The 18,886-nt window shown below is 43.9% G+C and carries 15 protein-coding genes; 4 read left to right on the top strand and 11 right to left on the bottom strand.

From position 1 onward, the window contains the following. Window positions 1-185 precede the first annotated feature (185 nt). Window positions 186-821: a Uma2 family endonuclease gene (locus tag QZ918_RS04820; RefSeq protein ID WP_293331739.1), complete on the bottom strand. Its 636-nt coding sequence runs from the start codon at window positions 819-821 to the stop codon at window positions 186-188. 199 nt (window positions 822-1,020) lie between these two features. Here QZ918_RS04820 and QZ918_RS04815 point away from each other — a divergent pair, with 199 nt between their 5' ends. Next, on the top strand, window positions 1,021-1,182 hold the full coding sequence (locus QZ918_RS04815) for a hypothetical protein (protein WP_293331736.1): 162 nt from the start codon (window positions 1,021-1,023) through the stop codon (window positions 1,180-1,182). A 13-nt stretch (window positions 1,183-1,195) separates the two neighbouring features. On the opposite strand, the gene QZ918_RS04810 is transcribed toward QZ918_RS04815, so the two are convergent. The 8 genes from QZ918_RS04810 to QZ918_RS04775 form a co-directional block, all read right to left on the bottom strand. Continuing rightward, complete coding sequence (locus QZ918_RS04810; protein WP_293331733.1) at window positions 1,196-3,163, bottom strand: tetratricopeptide repeat-containing sulfotransferase family protein; 1,968 nt, start codon at window positions 3,161-3,163, stop codon at window positions 1,196-1,198. Further along, complete coding sequence (locus QZ918_RS04805; RefSeq protein WP_293331731.1) at window positions 3,156-6,893, bottom strand: tetratricopeptide repeat protein; 3,738 nt, start codon at window positions 6,891-6,893, stop codon at window positions 3,156-3,158. Before QZ918_RS04805 ends, QZ918_RS04810 begins: the two co-directional genes overlap by 8 nt. A gap of 24 nt (window positions 6,894-6,917) precedes the next feature. Beyond that, on the bottom strand, window positions 6,918-9,803 hold the full coding sequence (locus tag QZ918_RS04800; RefSeq protein ID WP_293331729.1) for a tetratricopeptide repeat protein: 2,886 nt from the start codon (window positions 9,801-9,803) through the stop codon (window positions 6,918-6,920). Window positions 9,804-10,330: 527 nt separating this feature from the next. Then, the gene (locus QZ918_RS04795) at window positions 10,331-11,188 is read right to left on the bottom strand and encodes a calcium-binding protein (RefSeq protein ID WP_293153780.1); all 858 of its coding nucleotides are present in this window, start codon (window positions 11,186-11,188) and stop codon (window positions 10,331-10,333) included. Window positions 11,189-11,280: 92 nt separating this feature from the next. Next, window positions 11,281-11,466 (bottom strand): hypothetical protein, encoded by a 186-nt coding sequence (locus QZ918_RS04790; RefSeq protein ID WP_293153783.1) that lies wholly within the window; start codon window positions 11,464-11,466, stop codon window positions 11,281-11,283. Window positions 11,467-11,976: 510 nt separating this feature from the next. Then, the gene (locus tag QZ918_RS04785) at window positions 11,977-12,849 is read right to left on the bottom strand and encodes a calcium-binding protein (RefSeq protein WP_293331727.1); all 873 of its coding nucleotides are present in this window, start codon (window positions 12,847-12,849) and stop codon (window positions 11,977-11,979) included. A gap of 657 nt (window positions 12,850-13,506) precedes the next feature. Then, a complete protein-coding gene (locus QZ918_RS04780) occupies window positions 13,507-13,755 on the bottom strand; it encodes a hypothetical protein (RefSeq protein WP_293331724.1) in 249 nt (82 codons plus the stop codon). A gap of 1,203 nt (window positions 13,756-14,958) precedes the next feature. Next, entirely contained in the window at window positions 14,959-15,135 is a 177-nt protein-coding gene (locus QZ918_RS04775) for a hypothetical protein (protein ID WP_293331721.1), read from the bottom strand. Between the two features lie 97 nt (window positions 15,136-15,232). Between QZ918_RS04775 and QZ918_RS04770 the strand changes: the two genes are divergently transcribed. Both QZ918_RS04770 and QZ918_RS04765 read left to right on the top strand, forming a co-directional pair. Then, window positions 15,233-15,430, top strand: a complete 198-nt coding sequence (locus QZ918_RS04770; protein WP_293153792.1) for a hypothetical protein — start codon at window positions 15,233-15,235, stop codon at window positions 15,428-15,430. A 755-nt stretch (window positions 15,431-16,185) separates the two neighbouring features. Next, a complete protein-coding gene (locus QZ918_RS04765; protein ID WP_293122028.1) occupies window positions 16,186-16,386 on the top strand; it encodes a hypothetical protein in 201 nt (66 codons plus the stop codon). A 288-nt stretch (window positions 16,387-16,674) separates the two neighbouring features. Here the strand turns inward: QZ918_RS04765 and QZ918_RS04760 are convergent, their stop codons facing one another. Beyond that, window positions 16,675-17,424, bottom strand: coding sequence for a pentapeptide repeat-containing protein (locus QZ918_RS04760; RefSeq protein WP_293331718.1), 750 nt, complete (start codon window positions 17,422-17,424; stop codon window positions 16,675-16,677). 57 nt (window positions 17,425-17,481) lie between these two features. Between QZ918_RS04760 and QZ918_RS04755 the strand changes: the two genes are divergently transcribed. Next, complete coding sequence (locus tag QZ918_RS04755; protein WP_293331715.1) at window positions 17,482-17,994, top strand: phosphoribosyltransferase; 513 nt, start codon at window positions 17,482-17,484, stop codon at window positions 17,992-17,994. Between the two features lie 12 nt (window positions 17,995-18,006). Here QZ918_RS04755 and QZ918_RS04750 read toward each other — a convergent pair whose 3' ends face one another. Beyond that, window positions 18,007-18,681 carry a Uma2 family endonuclease gene (locus QZ918_RS04750; RefSeq protein WP_293331712.1) on the bottom strand — a complete coding sequence of 225 codons (675 nt, stop codon included), beginning with the start codon at window positions 18,679-18,681 and terminating at the stop codon, window positions 18,007-18,009. Window positions 18,682-18,886: the final 205 nt, after the last annotated feature.

The raw sequence follows: 18,886 nt of genomic DNA, 5'->3' as shown, positions 1-18,886 counted from the left end.
TGGGTTAAATTTCCTTGCTTGCTATAGCGTACTCATAACGAGTACGACTTGTCAAGAGGGATCTGGTTTTTTCTTGAAACTCCGGGGCGTGGGAGAGTCAGTGCCTTGTCTTGGCGACAGCTTGGCGATCGAGCAGATTTATTAAAACTTGCTGTTTAGCATCGATCCTGCTTCTGCAAGCTTCGCTAACGCAAAGTCTGTCTCCATGCCTTTGCTGCTGCTAGCGGATGAGGATTTTTGACACATTCTGCCAACATCTCGATATCAAGTTCCGGTAGCAATTCGCTTTGGGTAATTAATTCATAACCGCAGTTTGATACAAACTCAACCGGAATCTCTTCTCGCAAATGGTAGATCGAAAATCTCTCATTTCGCCAGAACCAAACCTCTTGCACATTCAACCTTCTATAGAGTTCTAGTTTATCGATGCTGCCACTGGTAACAATCACTTCAATTACCAAGTCGGGAAATTCTTTATCTGTGCCAATACAGTAAGCTTCATCCGGTTCAGTACCGCTACTTTTTTCCTCTTTTCGCAGAGTTGTAGACCCAAAAGGGAAATATTCAATATCAGCTTCTACAAAGTAAATTTCCAGCAAATTTCCAATGCGAGTTTTACCATTTTCATGGCGGCGAGAAGGTGACATAATTTCTAAAACTCCATCTAAATAAGTAACTCGATATCCCGCAGTATCTCCAATTCTATTTAGCAGTGTCTGGTATTGTTCCCAGTTCACTGTATCCGTGATGTAACGCTCTTCAGAATCTTGGCGTTGGAGTGCTTGTTCTTTAAGTAATGTATCTAGCTCGATTGTCAGCATTGTATTACCTCATTACAAGTTGTTCTAATTTTAGCAGACGGCGGTTGAAACAGGGTCTTTTGAAATGATATAGCGCTTATCAGAAAGATTCGCGGACGTTGTTGGGCTTTAGCCCTCTGAATTTAGTGGTTTTGCAAGCTGTCTGTTATACCTCATCTTTTTGAGAAAAGCTATATCAGCCGGATGCAAATAGAAGATAATGGTGCATATATCTTTGGCTTTTAATGCCGTGCGAGTGGATATTGTAGGGTGCGTCAGCGATAAGCAGAATTTTCTGGTGAAGAGCCAGAAGTGGCTGACGCACCCTACTACAAATCAAACTAAGAGGGCTGAAGCCCAACAACATACCTCATCTTTATGAGAACCGCTATATCTTATTTCCAATCAAACTTTCTCCCCAAATACTCTTCTAATTCCTGATTGTAAGGTTTAAAATAATCGCTCAACAGTTTGCGAACTGACTCATTTACTTGCTGATAAGAACCAGGATTAGCATTTTGGTATTCAGATAATTGATATTCCGGCAACTCTAAAAAGGCTAAAACATGATTGACAGTTGTCGCCGCACCTGCATACAAATCTTCGCTTTTCAAAATTAATAACTGTTCTTGCGGAAAGAAAGACAGCCAATTTTTAATAAATTCTATATACCTACCGCGAGCTAAGTAATTCCCAGGCTCCTCACCGATGATGTATTCTGGGTTTTGATTCAGCCGTTCGATTTCGTCGCCAATTGCCCGATCGAGCGATCGCCCTTCCCAGTTTAAGCCCTTTAAGCGGTAAAAATGAGAAATCGCGCGATCGACCGGATTTCGCAACAGCACAATCAGCTTTGCCTCTGGACACGCGCTGTAGAGACGTTCCGGCGCTTCCCGAAAATCAAAATAGCTCGGACTTGCCTCACCCGTTATAAATTCCCCTCCCTGTGGCATTGGGGGAAAATGCGCCCAATACCAATGAATTCCTCTGTGAAAGTGCCACGAGAAAAAATCCATCTCCTTTTTAATCGGACTCAAAATTTGCGGGTGTTCAGCTAAATAAGTGTACAGAGAAGTCGTGCCGCATCGCTGAGAACCAATAATTATAAACTTAGGAAATTTGACTGGTTTTAAGTTCCAATTTTGTGGAACAGGCATCTTGCCTGTGTCTGTATTTTGTGGAACAGATATCTTGCCTGTGTCTGTATTTTGTGGAACAGATATCTTGCCTGTGTCTGTATTTTCTGGAACAGATATCTTGCCTGTCTCAATATTTTGTGCAACAGGCATTTTGCTTGCTTTCTTGCTAAGAATAGATGCAAAACTTTGTTTGTAACTAACAGTTTGATAACAGCTAATTGCGTCGGCAATTTTGCCTTGTCTAGTCAAAACTTCTCCCAAATTTAAATAAGGCCAAAAAGCTTCCGGTTGAGCATCAACAACTTCTCGGAAAAAGTTCTCCACTCGATCCAGCTTGTTTTCCTCAATCAAAACTTCCCACAAATTGTAATAAAACCACCAAGGAAGATCGGGATTTATTGTCATTGCTTGCAAAAATGCTGCCGCCGCTTCCTCTCCATATTTTTGCTGGCTCAAAACCGCACCTAAATTGTAATAAGACCAGCAATCATCAGGTTTTTGGGCGACTGTGGCGCGGGCTGAGGCTAAAATGCGATCGCATTCGAGGGCTTCGCTAAGGTACTTTTGCTGCTCCTGCAACAACCGTTCCAAGTCCGCTAACGATTCTCCACAATCTGGTATAATTGTCAAGATTATTTGGTAAATAATTGTTGCACTTTTTGGGCGATCGCGCTGTGCTAAATTCTTTCCTAACTGTAAATAAAACTCTAAATTTTCCGGTGTAATTGGCAATTGAAATTGTTGTGATAATGACTTTGAGTCAGACTTTGTTTGTCCGAGAGCATATCCAAACTTCTGGTAAATTCCCGGCAAATCTCCGTCAATTTGAATAGCTTTTAAATACGCGACAATAGCTTCATCCCACTGTTTGAGTTTAGTTAAAGCGTTGGCTAAATTGTAAAAAGACCAAGCAAAATCTGAGTTGAGTGCAATCTCGCAGCGGTAAGCAGCGACAGCATCTTCCCAGAATTCTAGTTTCAGTAAAGCATCGCCCAAATTGTGAAAAGACCACGAAAAAGCTGGATTTAACTCGACAGCTTTTTTGTACGCCGCGACAGCATCCTGCCAGCGTTCCAGTTTCAACAAAACATCGCCCAGATTGTGATGAGACCAAGAAAAATCGGGCTTTAACTCAACAGCTTTGCAATAAGCAGCAACAGCATCATTAAACTCACCGCTTTCTTGCAGGGAATTGCCCAACTCGTGGTAATCGTGACTATTCATGCACAACTCCTGCAATATTCATCAACTTCTCTAGCGAGTTGATATTTACCCGCATATCTTTATGGCCAGAATATTTATGAGTTTGGTCATCAAACAATTCAGCAATTAAATAGTAATGTTCCAACTCACACAAATTACTAATAGTCCAAAAGCAAGTTGGCACATAAATAGGAGAAAAAATCTCAATTACCTTAGTTCCCGGAGTGCAAAAAACTAAATTAGTCAATCCACCTCCGTGAGGGGCGACAACTACCTCAGCCGCAGCCAAACAGGCTGCTTGTTCCGCTACCGACATCATTTCTAACTTAACTGTACGAAACCCAATTTTTTCTAGATAGGCGACAACCTCTTCGTCGTTGACTATTCGCCGATAGGATGCTCGATTTCGACTGATATAAATTCGTTTTGAATATTTTGTATTTTGGCAATCATCTTGCTTTAAAAATATTCGTTTTAGATATTCGCATTTCCATTTAGAGGTTCCCGAAGCACCATCACAAATTGAAGGAACTATTAATTTATCTGCTGTAAAGTGAGGCAGGTAGCGACTTTCTAAAATTTTATCTTGTGGAATTCCTAAAGTATTTAAAGTTTCTTTTTCATAAGCCGAATCCCAAGCATTAACAACAAACTTATCAATAGTGTCTATCAATCCGCAGCGCTGCAAAAGCTCGAACCGTGTAACCACATCAAACATCCAGTGAAAATAAGCTGCGCCTCCCCAGCGAGCAGATAAAAAAGCTACATTTCCCTCGACGTGTTCGGGGGGAGACAATTTGTCGGAACTTATTACCAACTCAGGACAACCCGTTGAAATATCGGGAACAAGTTTATTGTCTGAAGTAATGACAGCGGTAGTAGCAATATCTGCCCAAGCTCGTCCTTTTGGTATGGTAGCAACAAAAGATTTTTTGATATGAATTTTTTCATCTTTCCAGCATTTGCTGTTGGTGTGGATTGTTTTGGAGTCAGATAAATTGATTTCACTGGCAGGATAGATGTCTGTGCAAGTAATCCTCGGATCTGACTCTGCTGCTATCACCAAATCATCTGTAAATCCACAGTATTTTTTGAGAAAACTTAACGGCAAAAAATTATAGCCAAGTTTGAGCAGGTCTGCTTCATTCACTTCTCCTTTTTGTTCTAAAGCATATGTTAGATGATAGTAAACTCCAAACAAATCTGGTTTGATTTGCAGGGTTTGAACAAAATTAGATATTGCCCTATCCCACTGCTGTTGTGCCATTAAACTCAAACCCAATCCTTCGTAACACCAAAATGATTTTGGATCGATATTGATGCCTTGCTCGTAAATTGCGATCGCCCTTTCGAGTTCGCCTTGCTCCCGCCAAGCATCGCCCAGCTTCTTGTACAGCCAGCTATGCTGGGGTTCTAGCTCAACAGCACGGGCAAAAGCAACCGCTGCTTCCGGCCAATTTCTTTGTTTTTCTAGAACTTCCGCCAAACTATTGTACAGCCAACCATCGGGATTTAATTCAATAGCTTTGCGGTAAGCTGTTTCTGCATCTTGCAAATTTTCTAATTCAATCAAAGCCTTACCCAATCTCTCGTAAGACCAATAAAAATCCGCATTTAGTTCGATAAACTTGCGGTAGGCCGTCGCAGCTTCCTCCCACTCAGAAAGCTGCACCAACATATCGCCTAAACCGCTGTAATTCCAGCAAAAATCGGGATTTAACTCAATAGCTTTGCAGTAAGCAGCAGCGGCTTCGCCATATCGATCGAGTTCCTGCAACGTTTCTCCCAAAAAGTGGTAAGCCCAACTAAAATTAGGATTTAGTGCGATCGCCTGTTGGTAAGCGATCGCAGCTTCTTCCCACAACTGCTTATCTTGGAGACATTTACCCAACTTGTGGTAAGTTAGATAATTGCCCGACTTAATTGCGATCGCAGTTTGATAGCAGGCGATCGCCTCATCCAGATAACCGCCACCTGCTGCAATATGCCCCAACTTTTCCCAACCTTGACACAAAACTGCTTGCTCTTCGCCCAAACTTTGATTCCCGGTTTTTTTGACAATCAGTTGATAGCCTTTGTGCACTACTTCTAACTGACTTCCAAACATTTCCAGAAAAAGATCTATCCCGATTTTAGTATTTTGCTCCGGGTTGTCGGGATAGGTAAACTCATAATCGTCAAAAATCATCAAGCCGCCAACTTTTACCACCCTCCAAGATAAAATCGCATCTTGCAGAGCACTGCCGGCTTTGTGACACCCGTCAATGTAAGCAATATCGTAAGCTTCTGAATCCAAGGTTACTAACACTTTCTGAGAATAACCTTGCAAGGGAATTACTTTGTCGGCTGAACCAGTTTTGGCAATATTGCCATGAAATTGTTCTTGGAAATACAAGTCGATACAAGTAATATTTGCCGTCGGATGAGTTAAAATATTATCTAACAACCAGCAAGCTGACATTCCTTGCAAGCTGCCAATTTCTACCACTTTAAAATCTGCAATTCCCGCTAGATGCTGCAAATGCCGTTTCCAAATATGAATGTTGTGAGTAAACCAATCTTGGGTAAATTCATAATTTTTGGCCGCACACTCAGGCCAACCTCTCAATTCAGCGGCTTTTTGGTGGAAAACCATCGCTTCTTCCACTTTCCCCAATCGCGGTAAAAGATTTCCCAAGTCGCTGTAAGGCTTAGAATTATTCGGATCTACTTCTATTTGGCGGCGGTAAGTGGCAACAGCTTCTTCCAATAAGTTTTCCCTAATTAAGGCAAATCCTAAATTAGAATAAAACACCAGAATATCCGATCTGAGTTCGATGGCTTTGCGGTAGCTACTAATAGCTTCTTGCCACATTTGTTTGTGAGCTAAAGATTCCCCTAAGTAATTGTGTGCCCAATAGGAATCACGATCTATTTCCAGCACCTGACGGTAACATTGAATAGCCTCATCAAATTCGCGTCTTTGCGCGAAAAGATTTCCCAAACCCATATAAGAGCGAGCGTAATTCGGATTGATTTCGAGGCTTTGCCGGTAACAGTCGATCGCCCGATCGCCTTCTCCTCGCTCCGCCAAAGTTTGACCCAAGCTGTGGTAAGATTCAAAAGAATCTGGATTGATAGCAATGGCTTGTTGGTAATTGGCGATCGCCTCATCCCACCGTTTCTGTGCGACCAGCATTTCCCCCAGATTGTGATAAGCTGTTGCCAGCTTCGGGTCTAGTTCAATTGCTCGCGAATAACACTCAGTAGCGCGATCGAGCTTTCCCAATTCAACTAAACTATTTCCCAGAGTGACGTATTCCTCAGCCGTTGCCCAATTTGGCTCGATCTTGAAAGCTTGATACCAACAGTCTGCCGCCTGCGATCGCCGATCCAACTGCATCCAAATTTTCGCCAACAGCCGATAAGCCGCGGCAAAATTCGGTGCTAGGGCGATCGCTTTTTCACAACTGGCGATCGCCTTTTCCCACTGTTTTCCTTGAGAATACAGACTGCCTAGATTAGCATACACTTCCGGCAAATTCGGATTGCGATCGAGTGCGGCTTCATACCATTGTTTAGCCTGCTCGACTTCACCTTGAACCTGCATTATCTTCCCAAGAGTCTGACAAGCCACCGCCAAATTCGGTTCAATTTTCAGCGCTGACTCGCAAGCAGCAACTGCCTCATTCAACCTTCCTTCAACCAAATAAACTTCTGCTTGCCGATTCAAATCAACCGCTGCTTTTTCCATCTTCTCAATCGAGGGCATAAATAAACTTACTCCAGACGCCAGCTAACCCAAACCAACTATTTCAACCATCCTTTTTAGCGAACTCAAGTTCACCAAAATATCCTCAGTCAGCGAATTTTGATACATTAACTGTCTAATAGGATAACATTCAAAAGCCTCACCAGCTAAAAAGTAATGTTCCAACTGCAAATATTGACTGATTCCCCAGTAATAATGACTGATATAATGAGGCGACACCAACTCAATTACTTTAGTTCCAGATTTACTAAAAATCGTATTTGTCAACCCGCTACCGTGGGCAGCAACTATCACCTCAGCATGGTAAAAATGAGCAATTTGCTCTGCCAAAGACATCGACTCAGGTAAAATAGAAACAAAGCCCGATCGTGCCAAAATCTCGATCGCATCTTCCTCGTTCAAAACTCTGCGATATCTGGCTTTGCTGCGACTGATGTAAATGCGCTTTGGATAACTTGAACCAGGTATAATTCCCTTGAGAAACTCCCGCCTCAAAAAATCGATCGCCCATCCGGACGGCCAGCCCAAATATCCCGCAAAAGAAGGTACAATTAACTCTGTTGCTTGCAGGTGAGGAATGCGATCGCTCTCCAAAACCTTTTCTTGTGGAATTCCCAGAATCCTGAGACTTTCGCGCTGAAAATCGTGCTGACAACTGTTCACCAAAAACCAATCAATTTCCGCCAAATCCCTACCGCTGCGCCGCAGCAATTCTATCCTCGGCAAAACATCCACCATCCAGTGAAAATAGACATTTCCCGACAAACCAGAAAGCACCGCCACGCTGCCGTCAATTTGCTTTAAAGGTGGAAAGGATTCTAACTTAAAAACGCTGTGTTTTCTGATATCATGCTTCTCGCATCCCGGCAACAAACCCGGATAATCTCTCGACACATCAGCCAACAAATAATTATCAGGAGTCATGACAGCAATCGCTTTGCAAATCAGCCAATAATTTTGCTGAGGCACAATCCAAACTCGCCCGCTGGGAATCTGTGCGACAAAAGTTTTTGGGGTTTCCACAGGTATCGGCTGCGAGTTAGACAAACGGCAAACTCCCCAACCCAAATGCACCGGATCGAACCACTTAGAGATTTTGTGCAAACACAGCCCGCAAGTTAAACCGGCACACTCTGAATTTGCCAACTGCGAATTAACAGCAAATTTAGAATTCGGAATATTTTCTGCCCTAGCTTCTGTGGCAGATTCCCAAAGAATTTCTACATAATTATCAGCATCCAACTTAGCATTAACCAGCCAATCCCAACTCGATAAATAAATCCCGCGCGGACGTTCTAACGAATTGTATTCTGACGGTATAAAACTCTGTTTGTCCCACTGTTTCGGCTGTCCGTACCCGTGCAATTGCAACTTTAAAACCTGTTCGTAATAATCCAGCGCCCGTTCCAAATGCCCTTGTTTTTCCAGCACTTTTGCTAACTCAAAATAAACATGAGGTAAAGCTGGTTGAATTTTCAAAGCCATGCGGTAAACGATAATTGCCGCGCCGAATCGGTGCTGCTGGGCCAAGCAATTTCCCAGCCGCCAGTAAAGCTCTACATTTTTTGGCTGAATTTGCAAAGCTTTTTGATAATAAGCAGCGGCTGATTCATATCCGCCATACTCTGTTAAAGCATTCCCCAAATGCAGGTAAATTTCTGCTAAATAATCGCATATTTCAGCAATTGGGAATTGGGCATCGGGCATTGGGCATCGGGCATCGGGAATTGCGAATTGGGCATCGGGCATTGGGAATTGGGCATCGGGCATTGGGAATTGGGCATCGGGCATTAATCTTCCTTCTTCCTTCTTCCCTCTTCCTTCTTCCTTCTTCCTTCTGCCCTCTTCCTTCTGCCCTCTTCCTTCTTCCTTCTTACTTCCAGTTAGCGCTTTCAGAAATCGATCGCACGCAGCGATCGCCCTTGACAATTCATCATCCTCTACAGCAGCAACTTGCCTCGTTTCTCCCAAACGACAGTAAGCCTCAACAAATTCTGGCTTGAGAGCTACCGCCTGCTTGAAATAAGGCATGGCTTCGGCAATTTTGCCCAAAAACATCAAAGAAAATCCGGCGTCTGTATAGCCGGAAATATGTTGGGGATTGAGTTCGATTACCCGATCGAAACAAGCAACCGCCGCCAAATGTTCGCCTTGCAATTGCCAAGCTTTCCCTAGATTGTAGTGAGCCAAAACCATCTCCGGCTCTAGATCGATCGCGCGACGGTAAGATGCGATCGCCTTGAAGGGACTTTTTTCGTGGAACACCTGGCCCAAATTATTGTGCAGCGTTGCCCATTCCGGCTTAATCTCGATCGCCCGCTGGTAAATCTCGATCGCCTCAGCAGGGCGATCTTCCTTCAGCAAAATCACGCCCAAATTGCTGTAAGCTTCCACATAATCCGGCTGGAGGGCGATCGCCTGACGGTAGCTATCAATTGCCGCTTCTAGCTGATTATTTTCATTTAAAACCACAGCCAGATTGAATACAGCAAGTAAATAATCGGGTTTTTGGGCAATCGCCTTGCGGTAACAGTCGATCGCCCCCAACAAATTACCCTGACTGTGAAAAACATTTCCCAAGTTATAATTTAACTCCGGCCAGTCTGGCTTCAACTCCAGAGCTTTGACGTAGTGAAAAGCCGCCTCATCCAGCCAGCAATACTCGCTGTAAAGTTGACCCAAGTAAGCATGGGCCAGCACAAACGTCGGCGAAATCTCCAAAGCTTGCACAAAAGCATCTCTTGCTGCCGTCGGATCTCCGCTCGCTTCGAGGATTTCGCCTAAAGTGGTGTAAGCTAGCGGCGAAAATGGCTGTAGTTCGATCGCCTGATGGCAAAAATCGATCGCCTGACTTAACTTTCCCTGGTTCAAATAAACTTGGGCTTGCCGGATGTATTCTTGAGTGGTCATTGCTTGCGGTGCAGTTGCGGTTGCTTTACCGCTTCAGGAAAACTTATAAATTCTGATTTTAAAACTTTGATCTTTTCAGACTATCTATATTTTAGGCGATCGGGTCGTTCGTAGTGCGGACTTCAGTCCGCAATATGCTGCGGACTTCAGTCCGCACTACGAACAGTTTTTTGTTATAGTAATCGATCGCACATGATGTCAGAAGGCAAAATAAAATATTAATTCGGTCGATCGGTGTTAGTCGATTTTTTTTAATGCTCTTGCTTTACCAGAAAGAATTGGTTGCAAGCCTCTCCCGGAGCGGGAGAAATTAAAATCAGACTATTCATTACTCCCCTACTCTGACTTTTAGGCAGAGGTCAACTGTCAACTGTCAACTGTCAACTGTCAACTGTTGAACTGATCCCTTGAATATTTCAACCTCACCCCGCTGTTGGCAGAATGAGGTTGAAATCCTTTCAAACTATCGGCTTTTGTGAGAACAGCCCCGGATAAAATCCGGTGTCGCCCCACAACCGCCAGTTGTTTTAGAACACCTCGAAATTGTTCGAGGTAATAGTCAGGCCAGTCTGCAACTGAGCAACCTGTAGCACTCCGTTGCCACTGTTGAAGAACAACGCACCGTTTGTCGGGTCGTAGATCAACTTGTTAGTGGTGGATCCTGGGCTGCTGGCGCTGAAACCAGAAACGACAACAAACTCGCTGGTATCGACGCTGTTGCCCAAAGCACCGAACACGCCGCCGCCGGTCGTCTTCAATCTGATCTTATCTTCAGCAGGCGTAAAGTCAGTGATCGTGTCTACGCCGAAATCGCCGCCAGCACTCGCGAAGTAGAACGTGTCGCTACCAGCACCGCCAGTCAGGACATCGCTGCCTCTGTCGCCAGATACGAAGTCATTACCAGCGCCACCATCGACAGTATCGTTGCCTTTACCGCCCCAGATGGTATCGTTGCCATCGCCACCGCTGACAGTATCGCTGCCTTGGCCGCCAAACAGGGTATCGTTACCAGTTCCGCCGAGTACGAGATCGTTGCCTTGGTCTCCAGAAACCAAGTCATTGCCAGCACCGCCGTCAAGCTGGTCATTCCCTTTGCCGCCAAAGATTCTATCATCGCCGTCACCACCAGAGACAGCATCGTTGCCACTGCCTGAAACGAGGGCATCGTTACCGCTGCCGCCGCCGAGACTGTCATTGCCGCCACCGGAAAAAATGATGTCGTCCCCACCGTTGCCGGCGATGACATCATCGCCCCCAAAGGTCAGGATGATATCGTTGAGATTGCCTGCACTTAATCTGTTTGCGGTTCCGAGACCGACAACACTAGAGCCGCCAGCTCCTGGTAGAGAAACTGCTGGTTGTGTTGGATTAGTTACCTGTGTCATTTACACTCCTCCTAAAAGATGAATCACTTTTCTACAATACACTTTTCCCTCCAAAGGGATTCAATAAATCGAACCGGACATCGGTTGAGACCCTAATTGACCCGGCTGCTATAAGCTGTCATGTAATTTAATTTGTCAGCAGGGAGCCGGGAACCGCGAGTTGAATCTGGTATTCGTTGAGCAGCAAGTATCAGTTGTTTTCTGCCTTGGACTCTCGACTCCATCACTCCCTCCTCTAGCACGAAAATATTGCACTTAAACGTTTGTGAGTCTACCATACGTACCTTGGGTGCGGCTACTTATTTTTTAAACTGTAGCCAGAAATACACATAGACCATTTGTTAATGGGAGTATGCTCTCAAGATTGAGAAATTGCACCGCAGTCCTTGGCAGCTGTCGATCGCCCGTAAGTTCGATCGCCCGCAATCGAGCTTAAACTGAGTTGCGATTTTTCAGTAGACTCTGAATCACGAGACTTTTAAGTTCCGCCCAGAGTTCCCGAAAAATAAAATTTGTTGACCAGCACATTATTCCCTCGAAATTCAGCCCATCGGCGTGAACCCCCAGAGTTATGATTTGAGATTTTTATACTCTAAGATTATTTATATTTTGGCGATCGATTTGGCGATCGATTACTTAAACACATAGGATCACTTTCTTAAGATTGAAGCCTTCAACTTAGTTCTGCCTGTGGCAGAACTAAGTTGAAAGCCGTCAAAATTGTCAGACTGCCGCGTGAGAACAGCCCCGGAATCTGTCCGGTGCTGTTCTCACAATAGCTAGTTTCTCTAGAACAGCTCGAAGTTGTTCTTGCTGACAGCAGTAGAGCTAAGATTGAGCCCCGGTTGCAGTTGAGCCACAGTCTTCACTCCGCCGTTACCTGGATTGTAGTACAACAAACCGTTTTGCGGGTCGTAGACGATCTTGTTCAAAGTATTTGCTGGTGCGCTTCCGGGAGCAAAACCAGCAACCACGATAAAGTCGGTAGCATCGAAAGAGCCACCCAAACCAGAGAAAGCATTGCGATCGAAACTGAGTTTATCTTCACCGGGGTTAAAGTCGGTAATTGTGTCAATTCCATAATCGCCACCAACACCAGCAAAGTAGAACGTATCGCTACCGGCACCGCCAGTCAGAAGATCAGCTCCTCTGTCGCCAGAGATAAAGTCATCCCCTCTCCCGCCATCGACAGTATCGTTACCTCGACCGCCGAACAGACTGTCGTTGCCGTCACCGCCCAAGACGATATCGTTGCCGTCACCACCCAAAGCAGTATCGTTACCCGATCCGCCAAGTACCGTGTCATTGCCCCGATCTCCGGAGACGAAATCATCCCAATCACCGCCGTTGACGAGATCGAAACCTTTACCGCCGAAGAGTGTGTCGTTGCCGTTACCACCATCGACTACATCGTTTCCTGTACCAGCATAGACAGTATCATTGTCGCTGCCACCACCCACACTATCATTGCCACCTCCTGAAAAAATCAGGTCATTCTCACTGCCACCAGCAATGATATCGTTGCCCCCAAAAGTTAGGATGATATCCTCTTCGATCGTTCCCCGTATCCTGTTATCGCCTTGGGTGCCGATAATATCAAGTCCACCCCCACGATTTTCAACCGCAGATGCTGGCTGAGTTGGATTAGTTACCTGTGTCATTTACATTCCCCCCCTCAATTATTTTTTCTACTTGTTCCCTTCAACGGGATTTCATCAATTAAACGGGACATCGGTTGAGACCCAGATTGACCCGGCTGCTATAGGCTTTCATGTACCATTTTTAATGGGACTATGCTCTTTGATAGAACTTGCACGCCAGATGGCTAATAAAATAATTGTCGATCGCACAAATTGCGATCGTCAGGATTGCGTAATAATTAACAGAGTGCCATTTCTTAGTACGCTTCAATCAACCTGACTGTTGAGTTAAAATATTAGTTCCGCCCAAAAAACAAAAAAACTTGATTGGCCTCCAAAGCCTTAAGCAGCAAAGTTTTAGAAGCCGAAACCAACGATCCCCACAGGTTATCTGTGGGAATGACCCGTGCATAAGATATTTTGTGTCATGGGAAGCACCTCAACACAGTTTTGCACAACAAATCAATAGCAGCCCTTTGTAAAAGTGTCTGTGCTGCCTAAATCTGAGGTAACTTTGAATACAGTTATATTTAAAAATTTAATTTTATAAATTCTAGTTTTCAGCAATTATTTATTGCTAATTGCTAATTCCGACGCGATCGATCGCAATAAATCAACGATTAGCTATTTCCCCAAAAAATCGTTGGCATTCATAGACAAGCTGTACTATTTACCCGCTCAGTGTGATTCTAAGTCTGCTGGTGACCCGTTGACATAGCTCTGGCTGTCGTAGCTGTAGATGTGAGCGTCAGTTTGGAAAAGATAATTGATTGAAGTCGCTGCATAGTAGGTCAGCGCTAGCAGCGACACTGCGTTAAGAATTCCATAAATTCGCTTCTCAGACATTTCGTTCATTTTCACTCCTAACTGTTTGTACAAATAGTAAATTCTGATACTGTGACGGCACTGTTTTGGGGAAGTTCCCAAAAATGCAGCACCAGATCAAAATCCCATCGCTCGCCTCATAAACTCACTCGTCATTCCTCCCATCAAACAAGTCCTGCTTGAGACAAGCAATAGTTTTGTTGGCTATTTCATATTGAAGTCTCTGCCTTTAATTGTGTATCTAACTGTGGTAAGAGTTTGGGAATTGTGGCGATATCGAACTCTACAATTTTCTGTTGAAAAGCTGTTACAATCTGGAAATATCTAGCATCAAAAGCTTATAGCGTAAAAAATATATAGCGGATCTAGCGAAAGATTCGCGGACGTTGTTGGGAAGAAGGCCCTATACGTTTAAGGGTTATACAAGCTGTAAGTCATACCTCATCTTTTTGAGAAAGGCTATAGCTTTTTATCAAAAACCAGCAATAATTTTCGCCAATTCGATTAATGGTAAGCAGAAGCCGGAAATAATAAAAATTATTAAGTTGTAAGCGGAACGCTAAAATATGTCTGAAGTTATACTCTGGCTAGCAAGAGAACGTGTTATATTGCCTGTTAAGTTTGAGCTTGGTGGAGGTGGCAGATAATTTATGACTGAAAAAATGTTGCGTTCGCTGTCCAAAATCGGGGTCTCACACTTTTGACTGAGTGGCAGCCTTAAATCACAATCTGACCAAATAACAGCAGGCATCAAAAAACAGAAGGCAGAATTTGATAGGGGTAAAAACATACTGTTTTAGGATTCAGCATTTTTATTATCTGATTCCACCTTCTAGATGCCACGTTTTGTCATAAAACAAGATGATTTACTGGATGGGAGGAGCGAGGAATGATGATTCAGGCAAGCTGACTAACTATGTTTGAGTCAGTTAATTCCACAATTTACTATAATTTTTGCTCTGATTTAGCTTCTTGTTCAACCGACTTTCTGCTACTAATTTGGAACAGGGATAAGGGTAGAACAATAGGCCAAACCAGGGGGCCGAGTAGTAAGGCCACCCAAGAGAGCAAGTCTTTTTTGGATGTTGAAGTATCGTTCCAAAAAACAATGAACCAAACCACAAAAACGATTAAGGAAACCGAAAAGTAGCCAATAATGAGCATTCTTTTACCTGCCTGCCTATAGATGGGGTCGAAGTATTGATAATTTATTGTATCTCAGGCTGTGGCTCGCCGATCGCAACTGGAGGCCGGGAGTGAGGAGTGTTGAAAACGAACAGTTTCACAAGTCTGGGAGTCCACAGCCTAGGATGTCGGAGGCACACCGACGAAACCACCAACAATCGCACTCAAAGTCTTGCCATCAGGAGTTTTTGAGGTTTCGTCCAACCAGGAGGCTACCGCCACAATCACAGCAAATGCGATCGAGGTCTCTCCTTTTAGGTGATTTGACTCACGTACACTTAGTGATTTAGATCGCAAGCAGATCTCAGAAAGATCACAGAGCTTAGCCGACGGCCATCACCCTACTCTGTTTTCAAATGCTGGATATTAGAATAGTAGAGTTCAACGAGATTTCATGCAAACTCTGACTTTAAAATCCGATCGCACGATCGCTGAACTATTTTATCAAGTCACGCATTCGGGCAATCTGAGTCGTACCGAAAGTCACGGACTGCGTGCACTTTGTGAAAGCGCTCTCAACGAAGACGATCGAGATGCAGTCAACCGTATACTTCACGCCATCCGCCGCGGATGGGTCAGAATTTCCGATTAGTACCGTCAGACAGTAAGTTTAGATCGGTAGTTCCGATCTGTCTGGTGTAAAGCTTTGCCCGCAAGTAAGATTTCCCTGAGTAGGTCTCTCCATTAACCTCTCAAAAATATTTTTTGTTGCGATCGTGGCGATCGCACCCGGTTTCTTGAAGATGCCGGGATTTTTGATGCAAAACCGTTAACAGTCCTTAGTGCTGTCCCCGCACGCGGACAGTAGTCAGTAGTCAGCAGCGGGGACTCATTAAGTATATCTACGGAAAAAAAACTACACAAAGATACCCAGTAAATGCAAGCCAAGTGGGTTTCTCAACACCATAAAAGTTTTACGTTTAATATGGGTCGATTTAGTTAGTAGTAATTACTTAGCAGTCATCCTAAAAATAAAGATAGTATATTGTAGGTATTCTTCACCATCAAGATCGCTCATATACAAAAGAGTAAATGAGTGTTCTCACCCCTCAACGCATCTATGTTTATTGGTAAGGACATACTTAGTGATTTGTTAAATTAATATTAACTTGTTTGTCAGCAGCTTTTAACAAAAAACACAGATTTTGGAGTTACTAAAAAGGAGGAATCGGGACGGGGTTTGTGTTTCGAGATGCTCTCTCGATCGAGGAAACATCCGCTCCCCAAGTCCGATTGACACAAATCACCAATCAAGACAGAATCGATCACATTTACTGGCGTATTTGAATCACATAAATATTGGGAAAATCAGTCAATACTATCAAAAGTGATTTCAAAAAAAAACTAATGATGACCCAAACGTTTTTACCTCAATTTACGATCGCAGAGCTAGTGTTTCAGGTATATCACTCCGGTCTGCTGACTCCCACTCACCGACAACAGCTCAAGACAGCGCTATTAAATGACTGTCTTACCGAAGAAGATCAAACAGCCATCAACCGCTTGCTCCACGCGGTTCGCCGGGGCTGGCTGAAAGTTGTAGATTAAACTGTTGCCCAAAATTTTGTCACTTTTCTTTCAATGCACTGTCAATCATTTTTAGATTTGAGAATTTACATTTTAGATAAGAAATTTTATCAACAGATGAATCTGGAGATTGAACTTTAATCTAAAATTTTTGACTCTTCACTAGGCGAATCTCGGATAGCTGTATCCGTTTTTGGGCGAGGAAACCTGAAGCTTTAATTAAATCCCCTCAATAAAATCTGGAATTAAGCTAAATGTAGGGTGCGACACCAGCACCCTGCGGTTTTAAATTCTGTGTTGCCAGCTTATTTACTCAGAAATTGTGCCGTCAGGCATCATAGCCTCTCTCAGATTCGCCTCCTTCCAATTTGTCCCGCGCAAATAAGCTTGATGCAAGTTTGCTCCCCTGAAATTTGCTCCCTTAAGAGAAACTCCACTCAAATCTGCTAGATGCAGATTTGCACAAGTCAGATTAGCTCCGCTCAAATCTGCTCCCTTCAAATTAGCTTTTTGGAGATTTGCTTCTGTCAAATTAGCCCAACTCAAATTTGCTTGAGTGAGGTTAGCATGGCTGAGATCGGCTTGTGTTAAGTTGGCGTCAGTTAAATTTGCTTGAGTCAGGTTAATTCCGCAAAGTTTTACTTCTGTCAAATTGGCACCTTGCAAGTTAGCGTTAACTGCATAAACTTGAATCAAAACTCCCCGTTGAAGGTTCGCATCTCTGATGTCTGCACCCCTGAGACTCGCCCCCGTAAAATCTGCCCCGCTGAGCACGGCACTCCGCAAGATAGCTCCGCTCAAATTCGCTCCCATCGCCTCGCATTCGCCGAAATTAGCCGACATGAGGTTGGCTTGGGAGAAGTCAGCTTTGCTGATATCTGCTTGATACAGATTGGCTCTGTAGAGCGTTATGCCGATCGCACTTACACCTGTTAAACTAGCTCCTGTCAGGTCTATATCGCGCAAATTTGTCCTTGACATATCGATCCCAGCCAGATCAACTGTACGAAAAACCCGTTCTCCGGCTGCATACCGTCTGAGAAGTTCCTCTGCATTCATGTCATTTTTCCCAAAATATTGAATAATATCTTTGATATTTCAATAATAATATTAGGCATGAGCGACCTTTACGTTTCTTGGTCTGAGTACCATCGAAAAATTGAGGATTTGGCAGTAAAAATTAATGAATCTCAATGGAAATTCGATCGCATTGTCTGTTTGGCGAGGGGAGGGCTGCGTGTCGGCGATACTCTGTCGCGGATTTTCGACAAACCTCTGGCGATTTTAGCGGCCTCGTCCTATGGTGGGGCGGAGGGAAAAGTCCGGCGGGCGATCGAGTTTGCGCGGGATTTGACAATGGTGGGCGATAATTTGGGCAGCCAGATTCTGCTAGTTGACGATTTGGTGGATTCGGGAATTAGTTTAGAGCAAGCTATTGTTTGGCTGAAGAGTCGTTACGGCGAGGATATTCAGGAAATTCGGACTGCTGTGCTTTGGTACAAGGCTTGTTCTGCGGCGAAACCGGATTATTATGTAGATTATTTGCCGGATAATCCTTGGATTCACCAACCTTTTGAAATGTACGAAAAGATGAGTGCGACTGATTTGGCGGCGCCAGTCAAAAATTAGTGAAACCCGCCGCTAGGAGTCTTTGATTTGAAGTTGCTCTTTTACCCAAGCTCGAAATGCTCTGATTGTTGGGCTTCTTCCTTGGGTGTTGGCGCGATCGACAAATTGGGGAATTACATCAATAATGGGAAAGTCGGGGAAATTTTGGCTAGTATCGGACTCAGTATATTTTCCGTCTTGAAGCAGATAGATTTTCAGGGTTCGCCCGTCATATCTCCAAAGTTCCGGCACTTTCAAAGCTTGATAGCTGTTTAAACTGGTTTGTGAGGAGTTGTCAATCTCGATCGCCAAATCGGGAGGCGGATCTACTGTTAAATCTATTCTATCTTTACCTATGATAGCAGCTTGGTTCTGAATATAGAAACAATCGTCAGGCTCTACGCCACTCTGCATTTCTTTGCTTTTGAATGTAGTAGAACCTAAAACTTCACAATCTATATTAAGTTCTTCCAAAAGCACGTTGACAAAGTATCCAATTAATGATTTAGCTTTTTCATGTTTTGGTAGTGGCATCCTGATTTCCAGTATTTCTTCGTAATAAGTAAGTCGAATTGCGTAACCTTCCCCTAGCTCGTCTAGGATAGACGAGTACATTTCCCAGCTAACGTTTTGTAACTGCACTTTATTGCCGGGTGGGATAATTAGTTGATTTAGCTCAAATACTGTTGGTTTGGTTTCTGTTTGCATCGGTTGCTTCCTGAAATGGAACTCATAGCTCTATTTTATCAAGGGATTCAAGAATCGATCGCCCAAAACTTTGATTTGGCTTTGCTGGATATTTTGCACTTTTTGGCATAGTCCGCCAGGGGTTAAAAACCCCTGTCTCATAGCTAAAGTCCTCTGAAACAGGACTGGATATTTATCAAGATTGAGCAGTCGGTTTCAACCGACT

Source organism: Microcoleus sp. CAWBG58 (genome assembly GCF_020883045.1).
Lineage (GTDB): Bacteria > Cyanobacteriota > Cyanobacteriia > Cyanobacteriales > Microcoleaceae > Microcoleus.
Note: the sequence above shows the minus strand (reverse complement) of the source record. Positions and strands in the feature narration are given on the sequence as shown.